A 16,853-nucleotide genomic window follows, 5' to 3' on the forward strand; every position below is an offset into this window, starting at 1 on the left:
AATTATGCTTCTAGTATATACCCATAAAATATCACCTCGGTTAAAATATGTTTTTAAACATGTTTGCACTAGAGTTTTAGGTGTAGAAGTGAGTTTTACAACCAAAATTGAAGCGTTTATTGCTCATGACAGTTTAAAAATGTCATATACAAAACAACAATTAGGTAATGAGTTTTTTATTAAAAGTCATGAGATTCTATTTGAACAAGGTTTAAGTGATATCGACATTAATATGCATGATTGGGGTATTACCAAGTGCTTTTTTTACCTTGGAGAGAAGAGTGCGATGCCTTTTGATATTTTTTCAGCTTCTTTTTATTTATTGTCAAGATATGAGGAATATTTGCCACATGTAAAAGATGAATATGGCCGTTTTACAGCGACTGAAAGCTTAGCTTATAAAAAAGGGTTTTTGCATCAACCTGTTGTAGATATTTGGGCATATAAATTTAAAGATGCTTTACAAAAGCAGTTTCCGGTATTTGATTTTCCAAAAAGAACATACCAAATAAAACCCATTATAGATGTGCCTAGTGCTTATAATTACAAGCTAAAAGGTATTATGCGAACATTTGGTGGAGCTATTAAAGATGTTTCAAGGTTTAGACTTAAAAGATTGTACACTAGATTTACTGTGCTTCTTGGATTGAGACACGACCCATTTGATACTTTTAAATATTTAATCAATAGACAAAAAAACACCCGTTTTAAATTTCTTTTCTTTTTTCTAATAGGTGGATATTCTACTTATGATAAAGGGATTAATCCAAATAAAAAACAGTTTGTTTCACTTATTAAACATATTGGTGACTATAGTAAAGTAGGATTAAAAATATCTTATTTCGCCATTGAAGATGAAGTCCTGTTAAAGAAAGAAAAAGTAAGAATGGATGATATCTTGAATACCAATACAAAAGCGTCGAGACAATCTTTTTCAAAACTGAATTTGCCAGAATCGTACAGAAATCTAATTGCTTTAGAAATACAAGAAGATTATACCATGGGTTATGTAAGTCATATTGGTTTTAGAGCAGGTACTTGCTCACCTTTTTTGTTTTACGATTTAGATTACGAAGTACAAACGCCACTTAAAATTATCCCATATCAGTTAATGGATTATGCGCTTTTAAAACACAAATCCTTACTTGATAAAAAGAAAGTTATAAATGAAATAATCCATGAGATTAAGCAAGTTAATGGTGAGTTTGTTCCAGTATTTCACAACTACACTTTTGGTGAAGATCACAGATGGAAAGGTTTTAAAGAATTGTTTAATTTAATATTAGATTCTCCAGATGAAGCTTAAAGGTATTACAGATGTATTCTTCGATTTAGACCATACGCTTTGGGATTTTGATAAAAACTCTGCGTTAGCTTTTAAAAAGATTTTTGAACTTAATAATGTTGAAATAAGTACAGATGATTTTCTAAGCCATTATGTCCCCATTAATTTAAAATATTGGAGACTTTACAGAGAAGAGAAAATTGAGAAAAATGCTTTACGCTTTGCAAGATTAAACGAGACTTTTAAAGCCATTGAATTTGAAGCTAATGATGATTTAGTGTATAAGTTATCTCATGATTATTTAACACACTTAGCCACATTTAACTACTTATTTGAAAACACCTTTGAAATTTTAGATTACTTAAGCCAAAATTATAACTTACATATTATAACCAACGGGTTTGATGAAGTGCAGTATAAAAAAATGAGCCATTCTAAAATTGATCATTATTTTAAAACCATTACCAATTCTGAAATTGCAGGGGTAAAAAAACCAAACCCGGTAATCTTTAATTTTGCTTTAAAACTTGCCAATACAAATGCAGGTAAAAGTGTCATGATAGGGGATAGTTATGAAGCAGATATTTTAGGAGCAAAAAATATTGGTATGGATGTTGTGTTTTTTGATGTTAACAATAAGACCGTAGGTAATAACATTAGGCAAATTGATAATTTAATACAATTGAAGAAGTACCTATAAGTTTTATACTAAAACAGTAATGATATTTTTTAAATGCTCATATTGTATCTTTACAAATAGAATTGAATAATAAATTAAACAACATGAAGACTAAGTTTTTTACCATAATACTCAGCTGTTTTATTGCAACATCTGTATTTGCTCAAGCAAACATAAATAATTATAAGTATGTTATTGTGCCCGACAAGTTTGATTTTTTGAAAGAGAAAGACCAATACCAATTGAATTCCCTCGCAAAATTTTTATTTAACAAGCAGGGGTTTGTAGCGATAATGGAAGGTTCAGATTATCCTAACGATTTAGTTTTGAATAGATGTTTAGCTTTAGAATCGGATGTTACTAAGGATTCCGGGATGTTTAAGACCAAACTAAAAATAGAACTTAAGGATTGTAATGGTAAAGTTGTATATACGTCTCCGTTAGGAGAGAGTAGAGAAAAGGAATATAAAGCAGCATACAACCTTGCATTGCGTGATGCTTTTAAACATATAGAAGCTATAAATTACAAGTATAAGCCAAATGAAAATATAACCTCGATTAGTACCACATCGCTGCCCCAAGTTAAGAATGAAGTTTCCGAAGAACTAGCGGAGTTAAGACAAGAAATACAGAACCTAAAAAAGGAAAAAGAGGCTGAGGTGGCAGTGGTTAAAAAACCCGCAGTTGAAACTCCAAAAGTAGTTGTACCACAACCAAAACCAGTTAAAAATAAACCAGTTAAGGAAACTACTGTAATAGAAGGTGCCTCAAATGTATTGTATGCTCAAGAAATTGAAAACGGTTTTCAGTTGGTTGATAGTTCGCCAAAAGTGATTTACAGAATAAAACATACTAATTTAAAAGACGTTTTTTTAGTAGATGGTAGTAGTGCTATTGTTTACAAAAAAGGTGATGATTGGGTTATTGAATATTATTCTGGCGCTACTTTGAAACAAGAGGCTTTAAATGTTAAGTTCTAAGTTTTATTTATAACGTGATTTGCGTTAGGGATTGTAGTGAAAATCCTTTTTAAAAGAATTGAACTATACACCGTTCTGAACTAAATATTAACAGATAGCCACCTCGCTTACTGCTCGCTATGACGTTTTAAAAAGATTGTAGCGAAAAGCCCGACCTTTTGCGATCCTGCGAGGTTTTGAAAACCTTGTAGGTATGAGTAAAAGGTAACGCCCAAATAAAATTAATAATCGTATTTATCTTTCCAGCGTAGTTTTAAAAATTCCCGATGTGCGTTTTCGCGGGCGTTATTCCCAGGTTCGTATAGAGTCGTGTTTTTTATCTCGTCTGGCAGAAATTCCTGGGGCGCAAAATTATTCTCGTAATTATGTGCGTACTTGTAGTTGTCGCCATAACCCAATTCTTTCATAAGTTTGGTAGGTGCGTTTCTAATTTCTAGAGGCACACTTAAATCGCCAGTTTGCTTAACCAATTGTTGCGCCTTACCAATAGCCATGTAAGCGGCATTACTCTTGGGCGAGCAAGCCAAATATGTGGCACACTGACTTAAAATAATTCTAGATTCCGGAAAACCAATGGTTGAAACTGCTTGAAAGGTGTTATTGGCAATTACCAAAGCCGTGGGGTTGGCGTTCCCAATATCTTCGCTTGCAGAAATAAGTAAACGGCGTGCAATAAATTTCACATCTTCGCCACCTTCAATCATACGTGCTAACCAATATACCGCGCCATTTGGGTCGCTACCTCTAATAGATTTTATAAACGCCGAAATAATATCAAAATGCTGTTCACCAGTTTTATCGTAGCGAACGGTGTTGTTCTGAATTTTTTGTAACACCGCTTCGTCATTAATTTCAATTTCATCGGTACTATACGAATTAACTAAAAGCTCAAAAATATTAAGCAGTTTTCTAGCATCACCCCCAGATAGCTTTAAAAGGGTATTGGTTTCCTTTAGTGTTATGGTTTTTTTAGATATAAACTCATCCGTTTCAATAGCCCGCTTTAAAAGGGTTTCTAAATCGGTTTTATCAAAAGCATTCAAAATATAAACTTGGCAACGCGATAAAAGTGCCGAAATAACCTCGAAACTCGGGTTTTCTGTAGTAGCACCAATAAGTGTTATCCAGCCCTTTTCAACAGCTTGCAACAACGAATCTTGCTGAGATTTACTAAACCTATGTATCTCATCAATAAATAAAATAGGGTTTTTAGTAGTAAACAATCCGCCACTTTGTTTCGCCTTATCAATAACCTCTCTAATGTCTTTAACGCCAGAATTTATGGCACTTAAAGTATAAAATGGTCTCCCAGATTCAGTTGCAATAATATTTGCTAAGGTGGTTTTTCCTGTTCCTGGAGGTCCCCAAAAAATCATGGAAGGGATTAAGCCTTGCTTTATGTGCTGCGTTAATGCACCACCTTTGCCTACCAAGTGCGCTTGACTCACGTAGTCTTTTAAGGTTTTTGGTCGTAACCGTTCTGCTAATGGGGCATTCGCGTTCATAACTGTAAAATTAAAACAATTCCTTTGCAAAAGGGAATCTTATTAGGACGAATGTTTAATAAAATTAATCTAAAGGTACTAATTTAAAAAGTACTTGGTTACTGCTACTGCTACTGGATACTGCGACTGAATACTGATAACTGCCAATTTAGCACAAAATGAAAAGTTGGAAAACTATTTGCTAACTTTATCTCAATGAAAAACAAAGAACATTTTAAATTCTCAACTGGTGTAGTGGCGTATCCCGTATTTTTTGTGCTAATTATTTGGTTGGTATTTTGGTTCGAGGTGCGCTTTGGTTATAACTTTAGTAAGTATGGTATTTATCCGCAAACTTTAAAAGGGCTAAGAGGTGTTGTGTTAAGTCCGTTTATTCATGGCGATATCAAACACATTTATCATAATACGGTGCCGTTATTTGTCTTGTCTACGGCCTTGTTTTACTTCTACAGGCACATCGCTTGGAAAGTGATTCTCTTCGGTATTTTATTATCTGGTTTTCTTACTTGGTTTATCGGGAGGCCATCCTATCATATTGGGATTAGCGGTCTCATTTATGTTTTAGTAAGCTTTACATTCTTTAAAGGTGTTTTCGCAAAACATTATAGACTTATAGCCTTATCACTTCTGGTAATATTCCTTTATGGAAGTATGATATGGTATACCTTACCAATAGAAAAAGGAATTTCTTGGGAAGGGCACATGGCAGGTTTAATAACCGGTTTGTTGTTTGCATTAATTTTTAGAAAAGAAATTGCAAAACCTAAAAAGTATGTTTGGGAACAAGAAAACTTTAATGAAGAAGAAGATCCTTTTCTAAAACATTTTGATGAAGATGGAAATTTTATTGAAAGCCTTAATGAAAATGAAAATGAAGAAGAAGATAAATCTTCGCAAAACATTATAAATTATAGCTATAAAGAACAAAATAATATCAAGTAATTAACAAGTTTTTTTGTTTAGTACATGACAAAAATTTATTATTGAGAAATAAACTACTTGCAATTTTCAGAATAACAAAGATCTCTCACAGGTTTTAAAAACCTATGAGATTCTACGTAACGAAGAAGACGTAATATGAGATATGTACGGTTTGTAGTTTCATTTTAAATTTTTGTCATTTACTAAATTTTTTTTCTTAAAATATTTAAGGAAAGAAGCTTGTTTGCTTAAGTTTGTAATTCTAAATAAATTAACAAAGTACTACAATGATTGAGCTAGTAAAGAAAACCATAACGTTTATAGAAGATAATAAAATGGTGTCTTCTTCTGAGATAGAAAATGCAAAGCACATATTTGAGCAAAGCACCCATGTTATTTTATCTCAAGGAAAAGAAAAAATTACAGTTCATGTTGATAATAACAAAGAACTTTTTGAAGTTGCTCTTATTTTAGAAGAAGGCAACCTGTATGCTAAAATAGATGGAAGTTTTTCTGAATGGAATGTACCTAGCCTTGTTGCGTTATACGTTATTGAAAACAGCATAAATGACGAAACGCTAACCGAAGGGGTAAGGTATTTACGAGAAGGCATGCAAAAAAGAGTTTTGGAAGAACGTAAAGACAGAGCCCAAAAGGCAAATTATAAAATAAGTCTTGCAAATAATTTATATGGAGAACATACCCTAATAAACGAAAAAGGGAAAACTTTTAAAATAACACTTCGTGATTTTAAAAATGAAACAGGTTATATAAATAATATAGATTTGAAAACCAATAAACTTGGCACTACCAAACATATTATATATTTATTTAATTATTTAAAAGAAAATAAAACAAAAGCTAAGCGATTAAAAAAGACCTATCCTTTTATAGAAATTTATACTGATCCATTAAACGATTATAAAATTTCTTGGTTTTTCCCTGAAAAATTAGAAAAGGAAGAGGCGAATATTTTAAAAAGCTATTTTGGAAATAAAAAATCAATTGAAGACACCCAAATAGCCAATTTTGCTTCCTTTTTATATAAGTCAAGGGATTTAGAGCGCATAAAAATACGCGAAGAAGTTTTTGAAAAAGTAGAATTGTATTTTGAAAATAAAGAGCTAGAACACATAAAAAAATCAAACACATTAGATTTTTCATCCATAAATGCAAATTTATACCCTTATCAAAAAGAAGGTGTAGAATTCGCTGTATTTAAAAAGGGTGTTATTGTGGCAGATGAAATGGGTCTTGGTAAAACATTACAAGCTATAACAACAGCCATTCTTAAAAAAGATATTTTTAATTTCAAAAAAACATTGGTGGTTTGTCCAGCATCTGTAAAGCATCAATGGAAACATGAGGTTTTAAAATTTAGTAATGAAAATGCTATTGTAGTGGAGGGGATTCCAGATGATAGAAATAAAATATATCTAAATGATACAAGTTTTTTTCATATTGTAAATTACGAAACCATATTACGAGATTTGCCATTTATTAATAAATCAGAATATGATTTTGTTATATTAGATGAGGCCCAAAAAATTAAAAATTACGAAACAAAAACAGCTAATGCGGTAAAGGCTATAGAAAAAAAACATGCTTTAGTAATTACTGGAACACCTTTAGAGAATAAACTATTAGATTTATACTCTATAGTCCAGTTCTTAGATCAGAAATTTTTAGCACCACAATGGGAGTTTTCATATCAGCATTGTATTTTTGATTCTAAACATAAAAATAAAATTAGAGGCTATTACAATCTTCAAAGCTTAAAAAGCCGTCTAGGTTCTATACTTATTAGAAGGGAAAAACAAGAGGTTTTCGAACAATTACCTAACGTCATTCAAAAAGACATATTTGTAGGCCTTTCGGATGAACAAGCCAATTTACATGCTAGTTTTGCTAGAGGAATTGCTGCTATTTTGGCTAAAAAATTTAAAACTACTTACGATTGGCAAAAACTTATGCACTTGCTAACTAATATGCGTATGGTGTGCGACTCCAGTTATTTAATTGATAAAGAAACGCATCATGCTCCAAAGCTAATTGAATTAAAAGATATTTTAATAGAGAAGCTAGATATTAAAAACAGCAATAGAAAGATTATTATTTTTTCAGAATGGGTAACTATGCTTGGTCTTATTGGTAATATGCTTAAAAAAGAAGATATCACCTATACGATGCTTACAGGTAAAGTACCTGTAAAAAAACGTGGCGCATTAATAAAAGAGTTTGAAGAGAACCCTGATTGTCGTATTTTTCTATCAAGTGAATCTGGAGGTACAGGATTAAATTTGCAAGTTGCAGATACTGTTATAAATTTTGAATTACCTTGGAATCCTGCCAAAAAAAATCAGCGTATAGGAAGAATTGATAGAATTGGACAACAAAATCAAAAACTGTATGTCTTTAATCTACTTAGTTATAATTCTATAGAGATGAAAATTGCAGCAGGCTTGTTATTAAAACAAAACCTTTTTGAAGGCGTTTTAAATTCAGGTAGTTCTACTGATGAAGTCGATTTTTCTGAAAAAGGAAAATCGCAATTTATAAAACAACTTGAAGAAATTATTAAAGATGATGATTTTGAAACTAGTATGGAAGATGATTTTAATGTTGAAGGTTTAGAAGATGAAAACCTACAAGAAGATGAAAGCCTACAAGACATTGTTTCCGAAATTGAAACAGAGCCGAACGCAGTTACACTAACAGAAAACACAATAGAAGAAGAAACACCTGTAACAGAGCAAGCTCATCAAAAAGAAGCCCCGAATTTTGAGCAAATGGAAGCCGTTATGACCAAGGGTATGGAATTTTTAACGGGCATTTTTAAAATGAGTACGGGAAATGATTTAAGTACTGATGGAAAACCAAAAGTTAAAGTCAATAAAGAAACAGGTGAAGTTTCTATTTCATTTAAAATGGATTTTTAACTTATACCCTTTTTGAGATCGTGTCTCGAAATTCTTAATTCGTAAATCATACCCTCTGTGAATCTCTGTGAAACCTCGCAATAACTCTGTGTAATAAAGTGCAAATTTTAAAAATCGTAAATCGTAAATCATCAATCAAAAATCTAACGTCTTTGTCTCACCACTTCATATAAAAACGCACCACAAGCTACAGAAACGTTTAAAGATTCTATATCTCCCAATAAAGGCAATTTAGCTTTAGCATCCACAACTTTTAAAATGGATGGGTTTATACCTCTGCCTTCAGACCCCATAATTATGGCACAAGGTTCTGTAAAAGAAACATCATACAATAGATCATTTGTTTTTTCGGTAGCAGCTATTACTTTTATGTCTGATGCTTGCATATAAAACACAGCATCTTTAATATGGTCTACTTTACAAATTGGAATTTTAAAAACTGCTCCAGCACTTGTTTTTATGGTGTCACCATTAACAGGTGCACCACCTTTTTTTTGTATAATAATACCATCAACACCAGTACATTCGGCAGTTCTAATTATGGCACCAAAATTTCTAACATCACTCAATTGATCGAGTAATAAAAACAAAGGTGTTTTTCCTGACTCTATAACATTCATGACAAGAGTTTCCATGTCATGAAATGCGATTGGCGAAATTTGCGCAACGGCTCCTTGATGATTGCCTTTTGTTAGGCGGTTCAGTTTTTCAATAGGAACATAAGACGAATTAATAGCGTTTTTTCTTAAAACAGTTTCCAATTCAGTAAAAAGTTCACCTTTAAGTCCTTTTTGTAAAAAAACTTTGTCTATTGTTTCATTAGCATTAATAGCTTCTATGATGGCTCTTATACCGAATATTTGTGTTTGGTTTTCCATAATAAAAAAATAGATTGCCTGAATTGGCAATCTATTTTTATTTTTAATAATTTATTATTTTAGTTGGTATCGAAAGAATTTGATTCACTGGCACCAAAATTTCCGCCACCAATTACTTTAACAACACCATTAATAGTTAGTGTGTAGTCACCAAGATTAGTACCATCGTTCATACCGTCACTAAATGCATCATATACAATCAAAGTATAATCTCTACCAGAGCAAAGCGTTATAGTTTCCGAAGCTGTCCATTGACCATTAACATAGCCTCCTTTTGAAGCTACTACCCCATCAAGAGCATCTCTGACTTCCCATGTTGTTTCTTCAGAATAAAAATCAAAATTAAAGTCTAAAGTAGCTGTAACTTCTGTACAATTTTGAACATATGAAATTGTTGTAGAACCTCCATCAAAATAATTCCTTAAGGCATCAAAATTGAGCACAAGGTTATTAATTCCAATGCCTAAATTTACATCAGATAAGTTAACTGTAAATGTGCCTTCATTTGAACCACTTGGGACAGTCACAGACGTTGGAATTTCATAAGAACCCGCTGCAGCATCCGAACTTGGGTCTATAGCAATATTAAAGGATGTGTCAGATCCAACATTTGCTCCTGTATAAACAGTTATATTAAAACTTTCAGTACCTCCAACATCAACACCTTTGGAATACTCAGGTTCAGCAAAAGTCACATAAACAAATTCCGATTCATCATCATCACAGCTGTTGAAAACAAATAATGACATAGAAAGGAATAAAAGTAATATTAAGTTAATTTTTTTCATAATGTAAATTTTTAATTATTTATTGAATTAGTCGTATCCAAATATAATATTTATTTTACAAATATTATAAGTGGCTTAATAGGTTTATGTGTTTTTTTAACTAAAACATAAGTTAATAGTCACAAAAATACTAGTTTATTATAATTTTTCTATGATAGAAAGCATTTCCATTTTGAATATTTAATATATATATACCAGAATAAAACACTTTTGTATCAATTGAATGGTTAATTTTTGATGTGCTAGTTTCTAAATTTTTCGTATAAACTTCCCTTCCATGTAAATCGTATAGAGTAATTTTAGTTTTACTTCCCGAGGATTCAAAACTTAAGTTTAATTTATTAGCAACAGGATTTGGCCAAACCGTAACGCTAGAAACCAATTTATCAGAAACGCCTAATGTTAAATTAGAACCCGTTACAATTAATGAAAAATCTTGATTTGCATTCACAAGTGTTCCTTTATGGGTTACGCTTAGTGTATAAGTACCGGCAACTGGAGTGTTTATATCTATATTCTCTATGTTATCTACAATATTATCTCCAGTAATAGCTGCGGCAGAAACATCGCTTAATTGTAATTTCCATGGAAAAAAGGTGGTTGTTCCATCAGGTGCTGTTACCCTTAAATCTAAATCATTTACTAATACAGGCGTGGCACTATTTAAAATTCCAGATTGATTGGGTCCAGCAGGGTCAGTCCAACAAATTGTAGCACTTAACGTATTTGTGTTAGACACAGTAAAAGATTTTGAATAGGTATTTCCATCTGCTAAACTAGTTTCAAAAATAAAAGCATTACTATTAAAAGCATCCAAAATGGTTTCTGCACTTGCTTTAGCGTCTAGTAATCCCCAACCAAATTTTGGGTCTGGGCCAATACTTGATATATCATCCTGCGCCGTATGACAGACTAAGCCTTTTAGTGTCGCAGCTGTCATATAACTTGAATTTAACTCATTATAATATTGTTGCAATAGTAATAAACTCCCTGCAACATTAGGTGAAGCCATAGAAGTTCCTGACCAGAAAGTAGGATTAGCATACGCAGTGTCTGAAGTGCTTATTGAAGAAAGCACATTAGTACCATCTCCAGAGATATCCGGTTTAATTCTTCCATCATCTGATGGGCCTTGGCTACTACTAGAATTTATACTAAGAAAACCAAAAATGGGATTAGCATTGGCAATCACTAAAGAGTTCTTTGCATTTTTGTCGGCCGTTAATTTGTCATAACCATCTTTTAATCCACCTGAATACGTGTCTTCTCCTGAATTACCAGCTGAAGTTACCTTTAAATAATAAGGCGCGTTATAGGCTATTTCATCCCAAGTAACAGCATCAGAATTATAGGAACCCATCATCCATGTTGAAACGTTTAGTTCTCCTTCATCATTAAATGCAGGTACGCCATAGGAATGATTAGAGAGTAACAACGCATTCGTAGTAATTTCAGTAACTACTTCAGAAGAGTCATCATCCCAATTGTATAATGTTAAGGTGGCTTGGGGAGCCATGCCTTTAGCAGCTGGATTAGTACCCTTGGCTACTAATGTACCCGCAACATGAGTAGCATGATCACTTATATTAGCAAAAAATAATTCCCCTTTTGTAGCTCTTGATGCCGTATTATCAGAATTTAAAAATTCCTGATGAGTTATCAAAACACCTTCAGAATCCCAGGCTCCTATGTTCATGTTCTGACCTTCTAAATTTAACCCAAGACTACCGCCATTATGGAGCGTATTGGTTTTTGTAGATTTTGCCGATTCTACATTATCAGTTGATATATAAACAGGTTTACCATCAATAATGTATCTAATTTTCATCAGTTCACCATTGGCTTTCCGTTTTGTTTTTTTTAAACCATGTTGGTTTATGTAATCTTCTATAGCTTTATTGTTTGCCTTGTTATCAAGTGTCAATTTTAGCTTGATTTCATTTAGCTTAATCAGGTCATATTGGTTTATAATATTATCCCTTTCTTCTCTTGTTTGACTGTAAATAGTTGTATAACAAAGAAATAATAAAAAAGTAAAAAATAGTTTCATAGCAAAAAGTTGAATTAAAATTTTAATACATATAGTCTATGTTTTAACGTTATTTGTGAATATAATTTAAAAACAAAAGGGCTATCATATGATAACCCTTTTGTTTTTATAGGCTGAAAATTAATTTTGATCAGCTTCTGTGATATTTGGGTTTTTGTCTATCTCATCTTGAGGTAAATAAAATCTCCATCTAGAATCACCAGCAGGAACCGTTAATTGCCATTGTTGGAATGGACCAGTTCTATCAAGTCCTTTATTACGTCTCTTTAAATCGAAATACCCAAGTCCTAATTCTCCATAAAATTCTTTTCTTCGTTCTAAAAGAATTTCATCTACCAAAGCTTCCTTAGTTGCTGCGGTTGATAGTGTAGCACTTGGATCTCTTTTTGATAATACCGCTAATAAAGCAGTTTTAGCTTCAGGTAATTTGTTTTGTTCAGCTAAAGCTTCTGCTTCAATCATCCACATCTCAGAAGATCTCATCATAATTAAATCTCCAGATTGATCTGCGTTATCTCTAAACTTAGCTGTTATATACCGTTTAACATCTGAGGCAGGGTCATTAACTACAATTAAGTTTTTTCTAATATCAGTATCGCTTGTGAATAAGGCTTGAAATTCTACACCAATATATAAATCGTTATACCCATTACTACTATGGTCTATAAAGGAGAAGAATCTTGCAAAACCACGCTGTTGTTCAGCATTATAAGGCTGAGCCCACATCCATTCATCATTATCAATACTAGCAAATCCATCTGCATACGTTCCAGCATCCATTAGTGGATATCCTACTTTTGCATTTTTTGCGTGAAATTCAGCATTCACCCAATCACCCATTTCTAAATATATTCTAGCCAGAACACCTTGAGCAGTACCTCTGCTAAAACGATACTTTGAAGCTTGTGTTACAGGTATATTTGGTATAGCATCCTCTAATTGTGTTGTAATACGCGTGTATACGTCTTGTAAAGTTCCTCTAGGAGCTCCACCATTATCAATTGATTGTGGTTGAGTATATAAAGGTATTCCTGGCTGTGAGCCACCTCCACCTGCATAAGATCCAGAATAGTATCTTGCTAAGTTAAAGTAACAGTGCGCTTCCAAGGCAAGTAACTCTGCAACATATTCGTCTTTTTCAGCTTGAGTTATAGCGCCAGAGGCACTAATTCCAGCAATATGACTTCTACAAGCATTGGCTACAGAATAAAACATTTCCCATGCCCAATTAACTCTACGTCCGTTTGCAGAATCAACCACATCCCATCTTGTTTCAAAAATATACCAATTAAAATCTGGGCAAGTAACATCTGTACCCATTACATCTGCACCTAAATAATAGGCCTTTGAACCAGCGGTGTCATGGGCAGCAAAGTAATCTCTTAATACATTATATGTGCCAGTCATTGCAGATTCAATACCTGCTTTAGAGCCATATACGGCTAGAGATGTAACCGAATCGGTTGGTACGGGTTCGTCTAAAAACTCATCGCTATTACAGGATATAAGTCCTGTAGCTAGTATAGCAAAAAGTATATATTTATATTTATTTAAAATTTTTGTTTTCATAATAAGTATTGTTTAAAGATTAAAAGGAGATATCAATACCTAAAGATATTGTTTTCATAACTGTAGAACTATTACTAGTAATTCCATTAAATGCTTGTTCAGGATCATCTATTTTGCTTTCTTTTGTCCAAGTAAAATAATTATCAGCAGATAGATAGACTCTTGCTGCTTTCAAACTAAATTTCTCCATTAAAGCATCGTCTAAGCTATATCCTAAAGAAATGTTTCTTAAACGAAGATAATCACCTTCTTGTAACCACCTTGTTGATCTAGAATTAAAATCGTTAGTAAGGAACGTTTGTCTTGGTACATCAGTAATATCACCAGGTTGTCTCCAGGTCGCACTTACATCAGTACTTAACTGCTCACCAGGATTTCTTGCTTTCATTAGCGACGCGTAATCTGTGTTGTAAATATAGCCACCAACTTTAAAGACAAAGTTTAATGCTAAATCGAAATTTTTATACTTAAATCTATTTGTAAAACTTCCTTCAAAATCTGGAAGTGCAGATTTCCCTGTATAAACACGAGTAGCATCATCATAGTCATCAGTTACTTCTCTAGTAACTACTTCTGTTACTGGGTCTGTTACTTCTTTATACCATAACGGAGCACCTGAAGCAGGATCTACACCAGCCCATTCTCTCATATAAAATTCGTATCGGTCCCTACCTTCTTCCCATCTAAATGAACCCGTTAATTCTGGCTCTGGAATACGTTCAATCTTATTTTCATTTTTAAATAAAACTAAAGATGTTGTCCATCTAAAGTCTTTGGAAGAAATATTTGTTGAATTTAAAGTAAGCTCTAAACCTTTGTTAGACAGTTCAGCAATATTAACAAAAGGAGCTAATGCACTGTCTGAGTCACCACCACTACCAGTAGAAGGTTGAGGAATAAGTAGATATATTAAATCTTCTACTCTATTGTCATAATATTCAAAACTACCATTTATGTTATTATTTAAGAAACCAAAATCTAAACCAACATTCAATTTTCTGTGTGTTTCCCATTTCAAATTTGGGTTTCCTTCACTTGTAGGGAAAACACCACCATCACCTAATATGTTAAAACCAGTGCCAAATTCTGAAAGATATGGGAACAATTGTCCAATATTTTCGTTACCAACAACACCATAACTACCTCTTATTTTTAAAGTTTTTACGATATCACTATCTTGAAAAAATTGATCATGGATACTCCATGCTGCAGCTGCAGACCAAAATATACCATATTTGTTGTCACCAATAAATCTAGAAGATCCATCTCTACGAATACTACCTCCTACATAATAAGTGTCATTAAAATTGTAATCTAATCTACCAAATAAACTGAATAATCTATTTGAATTTGTAAATGAACGTGCCTCGGTAGCCGTATTACCATTATCTAATTCCGTTAATTCTGGAAAAACAAAACCATTTCTTGCAGTCCTTACGAAATTGTAGTCGTTATTAAACATTTCTTGACCTGCCAATACGGTTAGATTATGTTTTTCATTGAAAGTTTGCTTATAAGTAACAGTATTTGTTACATTTAAAGATTTTGTTGTACTTCTCTCTTTCTGACTAGAGGTATCATCAATAACTGATTGAGCAGATGCACCTACAAAAGGAAAACTAAAAACATTTCCTTCAAATAAGTAAAATGAAAAATTAAATTGAGAATTAAATTTAATGTTATCATTAAAACGTACTTCTACATTTGGAGATACATTTACAGTATTTCTTTCAAATAAGTTAGGACTACCTACAGTTTCGGCTACTGGGTTATATTGACCAAAGAATCCTCTATCTAAAGCAAAATCATATTGTTTATTACCACCACTATCAAGTATAAAACTACCATTAGGATTTCTCTGATAAATTGGATAAATACTAGATACCGAACGCACATATTGTATGTTGTTTGAAAATCTATTACCAGATTGAATTGGTACGTTCGAGGAACTGAATGATGTAAAAGCAGTTCCGCCAAATGTTAACCAATCATTAACATCAGTTGAAATATTAAGTCTACCTGAAGCTCTTTTAAATTTAGATGCTAATGAATATCCAGTAGACTCTAAGAATGATCCAGATGCATAGTAACTTGTATTTTCTGTTCCACCTCTAACAGATAGAGATACATCTTGTCTAGTAGCCTGTTGTGTTAAAGCATCTAAATAGTCCGTTTGGTAAAGTAAATTTGCATTTCCTTTTAATTTACCGTCAGTACCTATAGGCTCTGCAATACTAAATGGATTTGCATTTAATAAGCCTACTAATTGACTACTAGCTTGTTGGTTTGCATCTGCTTGTGTACTTCCTGAATCAACAAAATCATTACTTAAAGACAACCAAGCGTTTTCCATAATGCCTTGTGCGCTTAAATAGGAATAATCATCGGTAGCTTTATCAGAAAAACCATAGCTGGTACTTACATTTACCACACTTTTACCGGCTGTATCTCCTCCTTTTTTAGTTTTAATGATAATAACTCCGTTTGCACCCCTGTTTCCATATAAAGAAACAGCATCAGCATCTTTTAATACTGAGTATGCAGCAACATCGTCAAAGTTTATAGCATTTAAATTACCAGTATACTGAGCGCCGTCTAAAATAATTAACGGGTCAGAATCACCATTTAAAGAACCAACACCCCTAATCCGAATTGTAGGACTTGCTCCAGGTTGGCCTGAAGTATTTACTAATGACACCCCTGAGGTACCTTGTAATGCTTCAGTTACTGTAGTTATTTTTTGGTCACCGATATCTGCGGCTGTTACAACACTAATAGCTCCTATAATGTCTTTTCTCTTTTTATTACCATATGCTACAGATATAACAACTTCCTGTAAAGATTCTGCATCTTCCTGTAGAGTAACATTAATTGTATTGGGTGCTCCAACCGTAACTTCGCTAGTGGTGTAACCAACAAAACTAAAAACAAGAGTAGCACCTTGGTTAGCTTTAATTGAATATTTACCATCGAAATCTGAAGAAGTTCCAGATGAAGTACCTTTAATTAAGACAGTTGTTCCAGGAAGGGGGAGGCCAGAACCATCCGTCACCGTACCTGAAATTGTCTTTTCCTGTGCAAACGTAAGTTGCACGACAAACGCTAGTAATAGCGTTAGAATTCCACTAAACTTTGTTTTCATTTTTATAATTATTTGAATTAGTCTGGGGTAAAAATCATAATAAAAAGTTAATAAAACAATAAATAATGGTTAAAATTTGATAAAAAGGGCAAATTTTTAAGAAAATGACAATTTGAA

General features: G+C 32.8%; 11 protein-coding genes. 5 read left to right on the plus strand and 6 right to left on the minus strand.

Features of this window, described 5'->3' with window-relative positions; all coding sequences use genetic code 11:
* Positions 1-4 precede the first annotated feature (4 nt).
* From AAC024_RS05345 to AAC024_RS05355, 3 genes are all read left to right on the plus strand, one after another.
* Positions 5-1,306 carry a polysaccharide deacetylase family protein gene (locus AAC024_RS05345; RefSeq protein WP_339894182.1) on the plus strand — a complete coding sequence of 434 codons (1,302 nt, stop codon included), beginning with the start codon at positions 5-7 and terminating at the stop codon, positions 1,304-1,306.
* On the plus strand, positions 1,296-1,985 hold the full coding sequence (locus tag AAC024_RS05350) for a YjjG family noncanonical pyrimidine nucleotidase (protein ID WP_339894183.1): 690 nt from the start codon (positions 1,296-1,298) through the stop codon (positions 1,983-1,985). The genes AAC024_RS05345 and AAC024_RS05350 overlap by 11 nt, the downstream gene beginning before the upstream one ends.
* Positions 1,986-2,068: 83 nt before the next feature.
* Positions 2,069-2,944 carry a hypothetical protein gene (locus tag AAC024_RS05355; RefSeq protein WP_339894184.1) on the plus strand — a complete coding sequence of 292 codons (876 nt, stop codon included), beginning with the start codon at positions 2,069-2,071 and terminating at the stop codon, positions 2,942-2,944.
* A gap of 221 nt (positions 2,945-3,165) precedes the next feature.
* Here the strand turns inward: AAC024_RS05355 and AAC024_RS05360 are convergent, their stop codons facing one another.
* Complete coding sequence (locus tag AAC024_RS05360) at positions 3,166-4,449, minus strand: replication-associated recombination protein A (protein ID WP_339894185.1); 1,284 nt, start codon at positions 4,447-4,449, stop codon at positions 3,166-3,168.
* Between the two features lie 195 nt (positions 4,450-4,644).
* Here AAC024_RS05360 and AAC024_RS05365 point away from each other — a divergent pair, with 195 nt between their 5' ends.
* Positions 4,645-5,391: a rhomboid family intramembrane serine protease gene (locus AAC024_RS05365; protein ID WP_339894186.1), complete on the plus strand. Its 747-nt coding sequence runs from the start codon at positions 4,645-4,647 to the stop codon at positions 5,389-5,391.
* 266 nt (positions 5,392-5,657) lie between these two features.
* Complete coding sequence (locus tag AAC024_RS05370) at positions 5,658-8,309, plus strand: DEAD/DEAH box helicase (RefSeq protein WP_339894187.1); 2,652 nt, start codon at positions 5,658-5,660, stop codon at positions 8,307-8,309.
* A gap of 143 nt (positions 8,310-8,452) precedes the next feature.
* Here the strand turns inward: AAC024_RS05370 and rlmB are convergent, their stop codons facing one another.
* The 5 genes from rlmB to AAC024_RS05395 all read right to left on the minus strand — a co-directional run bounded on the left by rlmB (position 8,453) and on the right by AAC024_RS05395 (position 16,736).
* A complete protein-coding gene (rlmB, locus tag AAC024_RS05375) occupies positions 8,453-9,187 on the minus strand; it encodes a 23S rRNA (guanosine(2251)-2'-O)-methyltransferase RlmB (RefSeq protein WP_339894188.1) in 735 nt (244 codons plus the stop codon).
* A gap of 59 nt (positions 9,188-9,246) precedes the next feature.
* Entirely contained in the window at positions 9,247-9,975 is a 729-nt protein-coding gene (locus AAC024_RS05380; protein ID WP_339894189.1) for a hypothetical protein, read from the minus strand.
* A gap of 130 nt (positions 9,976-10,105) precedes the next feature.
* Complete coding sequence (locus AAC024_RS05385) at positions 10,106-12,025, minus strand: S8 family serine peptidase (RefSeq protein WP_339894190.1); 1,920 nt, start codon at positions 12,023-12,025, stop codon at positions 10,106-10,108.
* Between the two features lie 120 nt (positions 12,026-12,145).
* Positions 12,146-13,594, minus strand: coding sequence for a RagB/SusD family nutrient uptake outer membrane protein (locus AAC024_RS05390; RefSeq protein WP_339894191.1), 1,449 nt, complete (start codon positions 13,592-13,594; stop codon positions 12,146-12,148).
* 19 nt (positions 13,595-13,613) lie between these two features.
* Positions 13,614-16,736 (minus strand): TonB-dependent receptor, encoded by a 3,123-nt coding sequence (locus AAC024_RS05395; RefSeq protein WP_339894192.1) that lies wholly within the window; start codon positions 16,734-16,736, stop codon positions 13,614-13,616.
* Between the last annotated feature and the right edge of the window lie 117 nt (positions 16,737-16,853).

It is taken from the genome of uncultured Algibacter sp., from assembly GCF_963976535.1.
GTDB lineage: Bacteria > Bacteroidota > Bacteroidia > Flavobacteriales > Flavobacteriaceae > Algibacter_B.